The 7,987-nt window shown below is 38.6% G+C and carries 2 protein-coding genes; one reads left to right on the forward strand and one right to left on the reverse strand.

The annotated features are described in order from the left end of the window. Positions 1 to 489 (reverse strand): thioredoxin family protein, encoded by a 489-nt coding sequence (locus tag JMN12_RS04435; RefSeq protein WP_088594773.1) that lies wholly within the window; start codon positions 487 to 489, stop codon positions 1 to 3. A gap of 407 nt (positions 490 to 896) precedes the next feature. Between JMN12_RS04435 and JMN12_RS04440 the strand changes: the two genes are divergently transcribed. Further along, a partial coding sequence (locus JMN12_RS04440; RefSeq protein ID WP_203137465.1) for a SprB repeat-containing protein occupies positions 897 to 7,987 on the forward strand: 7,091 nt, incomplete at its 3' end.

Below are 7,987 nucleotides of genomic sequence, written 5' to 3' on the forward strand. Positions count from 1 at the left end.
TTATAACCTTCCTTGTAGAAATTTCTTAACCTTTTTAGGATCGTATCCTTTACCATCTTCTAAATCTTCACTTTTTTGAGTGAAGAGCACTTCGCCTTTAGAACTCAGGATAAGGAATGCAGGATAACCGTATTGTACTCCAGGATTACCATACTTTTTAAAAGCCTTTTCATTCTCGTTTTCAGGTGAAAAATTTAAGTGGTAATAGATATATTTCTTGTTGAGAATTTTCTTCAATTCAGGATTGGTAGTTACTAAGTGATTGAATCGCAAGCACCACACACACCAGTTACCACCAATTTGTACGAGTACTTTCTTGTTTTCTTTTTTAGCCTGTTGCAATAGCTGGTTGATACGCATATACCCATCTTCTTCAGGATGATAAGGTTGCTCATAGCCCGTGCGTTCTTTTTGTATTTCTTCACTACTTTGTGCACTTAAAGTAGTCCCAGCCCAGCATAGTAATGCTATAAAAATGATTTTCTTCATAAAGTAATATTTTTTTGATGAAGCAAAAGTACAAAATTCATACCATTGAGAAACGACAAACTACCTTTTTTTGTAAATATCATCATTCCCTACAGCCTTATTATAATCTTGCACTTTACGCCCTACATAGGCTTTTACTCTTCGGAAGATCAGAGGCTATCGTATCTAGCACTGTTAATATAACATAAAAAAACAACTTTTCTAATTTTTATTTTTATACAATATATGTGTAAGTTAGGTAAAAAATATTCGTTACATAAGTGTTAAAATGATGTTAAAGTCTTGATAAAGCATTGGAATGTAAAAATAATACTGTATTTTTGCGCGTGAAACCCTAAGTGTGTCAATTTCTACACATATTTTCATTCTCAGTAATTAGCATTTTTAAGAAATACATTCATATCAATATGAAAAAGTTTATACTATTACAATGTTTCTTTTTAGCAACAATTGTTACAACGGTTGCTCAAGATATACCATTTACCCCTCTTTTTCAACAAACGGTGAAAGGGGATATGATTATAGTGGGTAATGCTATACTCAATAAAGGAGATTCGCGCCCTGCCAATGCCCCATATAATGGAGATCACGACAACTCTCGTATCAATATGGAATATACCGATGTTGATAATGATTTAAGTACTTTTAACTCCAGTTCAGCTGATGTAAAAGAGCCTGTGTCTACTTGTAACAAGCGAGTAATAAAAGCTTATTTGTATTGGGCAGCCGCCTATACACAAGAAAGGGTAGACAACCAGCGTAATCCTCGTTTGGAAAGATCAAAATTTGGTCAGGTAAAATTCAAAATAGGTAATGGAGCTTACCACAATCTTGTAGGTCATAAAGTCTATGATGGTAATCACATCGTGAGCTCTACAGGCTGGGATCAAAACAAAGGTCAGAGAGCGTATGTATATCGTGCTGATGTTACTAATTTACTTACAAATATAGGAGCTACTTACACTGTTGCCGATATGCAAGCCCCTTTCGGTACTGAAGATTCAGGAGCAGGATATGCCGCAGGTTGGAATTTAGTAATAGTGTACGAAGATTTGGCTCGTGAGAGCCGTAATATCACTTTATTTGACGGTTTTTCAGTAGTGAGAAGCGGTCGCTATCCAGATATTAGTATATCAGGATTTAAAACCGTACCTTCAGGTCCAGTAAAAGCTAGAATTGGTTTTGCAGCTTTAGAAGGAGAAATAGGAATTTATGGTGATAAACTTCGCATCAATGGAACTGAAATATCAGCTCCTGGTCGTAATCAAAACAACTTCTTCAATAGTAGTATCACCAATGAAACAGGAGCCAATCTCGATAGAAATCCTAAATCTACTAACCTGCTTGGTTTCGATGCAGGTATCTTCAATTTGCCTAATAATGGCAATAATCTTCTGCATAACAACGCTACTACAGCTACAATCAGCCCTTATACAGTACAAGATTCATACTATCCATTCTTCTTCGCTTTCAATGTGGAGGTAATCGCCCCTCATATTGTGATGGAAAAACGCGTATACGATGTAGCTAATAATGATGTTACCAATGCTACCAATATAGCCTTTGGCGCTTCTCTTCGCTATAAAATCCGCTTCAGAAATACTGGAAATGACGATGCTAAAAATTTAGTAATTACAGAGGTGCTTCCTAATAGTTTACAAAACAAAGTAACTAGTATCAATGTACCTTCAGGAGTTACATTTACATCATACAATACTAACACTCGTGAAATAAAATTTACAGTAGCTAATTATTTAGTCAAAAGAAATAGTACTTGGCAAGAAATATCCTTTGGTGTACAAGTAGCTAATAACTGTAACGATTGGCGTGACCCTTGTGCCAATCAAATAGCAAATAGTGTTTCGGCTACTTATAATGGAGTAGAAAATCCTACTTCCGATGGTTTTACAACTAAAAGTTTTCCCCAAGCGGGTTCTTGCGACTCAGGAACAGCAGCTCCAACCCTTTTCACTGTAAATACCGATTTTACCAATTGTGCCTATAAAGAAACCGTTACCCTCTGTCAAGCCAATGCTGTACTTACAGCTGCCGATGGCTTTGATAGCTATAAGTGGGAAAAAACAGCAGGAGGTAATATAGGTCAAAAAGGTACTAATCGCGTCCTTACCGTTTCCGAAGCTGGTACTTATAAAGTAACAAAAACTAAAGCTGGTTGTGCTACTATGTACGAAATCTACGAGGTAAAACCCAATCCTGCCGAAGCTGATCACCCCATTCATAAGATGATTGAAAATAAACAGATCAATGGGGAATTATATATTTGTCCAGATACAGGTCAGTATTATCCTCAAGTGTATTTGTGTGGTGCTAATGCTTCTGTGAATTTAAAAGTAAATGTTTCTAATGCTACAAACTTTGTATGGCAGAAAAAAGGCAACTGTAATGCTAAAGAAGCGCAGCGCTTTAAAGAATGCCCTCCAAGCCTTGAATCCTATAATTGTACTTGGGCAAATGTGCATACTAACAACGGCACTACCACCCAATATACATTTAATCAAGAAGGTGACTATCGTTTAGTAGTAACTTATAGCAATGGAGGTGGTAATTGTGTAGTGTACTATTATTTCAAAATTACTAAAAATAACTTAGCTCCTAAAGCTGAGGTAAAGGATGTTATTTGTACTACTAAAGGACTTATCACTATCAAAGATGTACCAGCTACGGGCTATCAATATGCTTTACTACAAGGTACAAGTACCATTACAAATTATCAAAACTCCCCTAATTTTCCAATTAATAATCAGGGTACCTATAGAGTACTTATCAAACAAACAGTTACTAAAACTACTACAGTACCTTGTGTGTTCGAGATCGATAATATCTTTGTAAAAAAACGCGAACCTAAACTCAAAGTAACAGTAACTCCTATGGCGTGTGCCAATAGCAAAGGGGGTATGCGCATAGAACTTACCGATGCTCCCTATCCACCTTATGATATAGTAGTGAGTAACAACGGAAGTACAGTAACCAAAGTAACAGCTACCACAGCTAATCCTGTGAATGTAGTAGACTTCCAAAACTATTTCAACGATGGTAGATATCAGGTGAGTTTAGAGAATACTTATGGTTGTACAGTTACCCAAACAGTAGAAATTAAAAAAATACCTGAACTCAAAGCCACTGCTACGGTATTATCACCTATAATGTGTGGAACCGGAGTAATACGTGTAACAGCAAGTGGTGGTACTAAAGGTGCTACTTATCAGTTTACACGTGATGGGGTAACTTATTTTAATAATTTCACAGGTGATTATTATGATTTTGAAGTAACTTCAGCAGGTACTTATAACTTTACAGTAGTAGATGCTAATGGTTGTTCAACACAAACAACAAAATCTATACAAACCTTACCTGCACCTACTTTCACAGTTACCGATGCCCTTATTGATTGTGGAGCGAAAGCTAAAATTACTTTCAGTGAGCCTCAGAGCACCGTAACCTATACCTATGAATATAGTGTAGATGGTACTTCTTTCCAATCAGGTCGTGAATTTGTCAATCTTGTGCCAGGTAAAACTTATACCCCTACCTTGCGTTATAAGTATGGTAGCACTGCTTCTTGTACTATATCTTCTACACGCACAATGGGTAATGCTATTGGTGGTAACCTCATTGCCTCTGCAGGAGTAGAAAAATTAATAGGTTGCGGTACAGGAGCTAATGAAGATAAAGCCTTGGTGCGTTTCTCTAATGTACAAGGAGGTGTAAAACCTTATGAGTATAACTTTGGTGATGGAGTATGGACAACTACTCACCAACGTTGGTTGCTACCGGGGACTTATAACCTATCAGTACGTGATAAGATAGGTTGTACACGTACTAATTTAAAGGTTGTTGTTCCTAAAAAAATTACAGAACCTGTTTTCACTCCTTCTATTACTTATGATTGCTTAGGAAAAGGAATAGTTACAGTGGGTAACAACAAAAGTACTTATACCTATACCTATGAAATAGATGGTCATCCTGCGGGTAGCAATGTCTTTCCAAATCTTACACCAGGTACACATACCATTACTATAAAATATGCTGATGCCAATCCTCCTAGTAAGAATGTACTCTTCTTAGAAGACTTTGGTACAGGGCGTAACGGAGGTAATGAATATATCAACAAGGCTTATTATTTAGAGTTACAAGATGGTTCTATGCCTAAAAATGGTTATGGTACTCCTTGGGCAGGATACAACCGTGAAGGCACTGGTCTTGCCGATGGTGAATATGTTGTCTCACAAGCTCTAAATCCTAATAACCCTGCTTGGTGGGCACCTACCGATCACTCAGGGTTACCTCAAGGGCGTGTGTTCTTGGTGAACATCGGTAATGTATTAGGACACGAGGGAGCAATTCTTTATCAGCGACCTATGAAGGACATTATTGCTAACAAAGAGATAAAATTCTCGGTAGCACTGATGAACCTATTAGGATTCAACGATTGGCGTTATCCAAGTGGTGCCCCCGACCTTTCTATAGAATTGTATGCTAATCAAGCAGCTATTAATAACAATACACCTCTTGTTTCTGTACGTATCAATCCTCGTATTAGAGGAGCAAAAGATCGTAATAATTGGACTGTATTTGAACGCCCGCTTAACCCAGGTAACAATACCGAGCTCATAGCAGTCATTCGTTCACATAGTTTGGAAACTAATGGTAACGACTTGGCTATGGATGATATCTATCTCTACCAAGAACCCGAAGCCTGTGGTTTTACCCATACCCTCACAGTAAATATAGATAACGACAAAGCATTTGGTATAATTCCAAATACTGAGAAAATTATTCAACCTAAATGTAATGGAGAGGGAGGTACCTATAAAGTTTCTCTCAAAAATGCACATTTAAGTGTTTCTTACACAAGTAAAGATGGAAGTGCTTTTGTGCCTTCTAACTCACTTGATATTGTGTGGAACAATATTCCAGCGGGAACTCATACTGTAAAATTCCGTTATTTACCTAATGACCCTACTTGCGAGGTAACCCGTACATTCACCATTACTAATCCACCTAATTTAGTTCTCATCACTCCCGATGATGTTATCATAGGTTGTAATGGAACGACAAGCATTACAGCTACAGCTACCGGTGGTACAGGTACTAAGCAATTCTCGTTGAGAAAAGGGACTACGGTATTGTATGGTTATCAAAACACACCAGTTTTTACAGTGAGTCAAACGGGTACATATACAGTATACGTACGAGATGCTAATGGTTGTGAGAAGACAAACACTATCAACGTGATAAATGCCCCAACACTCACCTTGACCGCTACGACTAATACGGCGAACAACAACTATTGTTTGCAAGGCGGTGTTAAGGGCAAGGTAGAGGTACAGGTACGCACATCCAACAACACAAACACAGCGCCTTATGTATTCCAGCACAATGGAACAACGGTAGCTACTCAAAATGCGACTACCTATATATATAATAATTTAGACCCTGGCACACACACCTTTACGGTAATAGATAAACACAGTTGTAAAGCCACCTACACTGTCGAAATCAAGAAACCGCTTTCTATCGATGGAGGAACAGGAGCGACAGTATCGAAGGACATCTCTTGTAACGTATTTCCGGGCAATAAAGGGAAGATAGAACTCAAGGTAAAAGATGGAAATCCACCTTACCGTTATGTAGTGAAACAAGGCGGAGCTTTAGTACAAAGTCTTCAAAATGTAGTAGGCAATACGGCCACTTATGAAACAGCAACAGCAGGAGCATATACAATCGAAGTTACCGATAGCAAAGGTTGTATCATCACAGGAACGGCTACATTAGTAGCTGCTGTAGCGCCTACAGTAACGGTAACCACTGTAGGAGCAGGCTGTTATGGAGCCACCAATGGAACTATATCAGTAACCATTTCAGGCGGCAAAGCACCTTATAAAGTTTTCTTAGATGGAGTGAATAAAGGTAGTCAGCTAGTATTTACAAATTTAGCAGCTAAGAGCTATATTGTAAAAGTAGTCGATGCCAACAATTGCGAAACCATTAAAAATGCTGCAATAACCCAACCGGCGAATCCATTACAAGGTTTTGCAGGAGTATCACAACTTATAGGTTGTGGCACGGGAGCCAATAAAGATAAGGCAGAGGTACGCATTACCAACCCAAGTGGAGGCACTCCACCATATCAATATAAGTTCGATGGCAACTATGGCAACAGTAAAACAGCTTGGTTACCAGCAGGCACCCATACAGTGTATATAAAAGATGCCAAAGGTTGTGAATTAGGACTTACAGTAACAGTAACAGCGAGAATTCCAGAACCTACAGGCACGACTTACACCATTACAGGTTATGATTGTAATGGTAAGGCTACGGTACGCTTTACAGGTACCCCAACCTCTTACGATTATACTTATGAAATAGATGGCAAAACTGCTACAGGTACAACCGCTACTGTTACAGGTTTAGCACCAGGCAGTTATACTGTAACGATAAAATATAAAGATACCAATCTTCCAGCTTCAAGTATATTGATAGAAGAAAGTTTTGGTTCAGGTCCTACAACTTGTTTAGCGTCAATAGTACCATCAAATTGGACTTGTAAACTTACAGGCTGTTTAGAGGAAGGAACTTATGCAATTGCCAATCAAGCAGGCGCATATCCTTGTCCAGGTTGGTGTTGGAGAATGCCAAAAGACCATACGAGCAATGGAACTGATGCACAAGGAAGATTCTTTGTAATGAATAATGGAGTAGTAGCTCCAGGCGGTACGCGTTTCTATTATAAAGATGTACAAGATGTAGTGCCTAATCAGCTAGTTAAATTTAAAGTATATTTGTATAGTTTAGAGAAAGAAGAATGCCACAGTCCTATCATACGACCTAATATACAAGTGAGTTTGGTAGATGCCAGCAATAATATATTAGCAAGCACAACCTCAGGAATTCTTCGCGATAACCGACACGATTTAGATTGGCAAGAGTTCTCAGGAGAGCTCAATCCAGGAACAGCGACTTCTTTCCGTATAGAATTTAGAAATTTAACAGTAGGAAGCGGAGGTAATGACTTTGCTATCGATGATATAATTGTTTACCAAGAAGCAAAATCTTGCGAGCAAGAGATCACCAAGCAAGTAGTAGTTCCATCAGGCAAAGAGTTTAAGGCGAGTGTAGTAAGTCAAACCGGTGTAACTTGTAAAGGTTTGAGTACCGGTAAGGTAACCTTCAAGATGGAGAACCTACACGGAGGTAGCTACCGAGTATCAGTAGATGGAACAACTCGTTCAGGAATAGGATATACAATTCCTACAACAGCATCGACTTTTGAGGTCGATGGACTCAATGCAGGAGTTCATACCATTACCTTTAGTCATAACGGTAACTGTTTGCTTACCCGTACAGTAACCATCACCGAGCCCAATGCGCTTACCCTTACGGCAACCATTAGCGAGCCAGCGATGTGTTCAAACAACAACAAAGCACGAGTAACGCTTACAGCAGGTGGCGGAACACCACCGTATACTTATATCTA

Source organism: Capnocytophaga genosp. AHN8471, assembly GCF_016806945.1.
Taxonomy (GTDB): domain Bacteria; phylum Bacteroidota; class Bacteroidia; order Flavobacteriales; family Flavobacteriaceae; genus Capnocytophaga; species Capnocytophaga periodontitidis.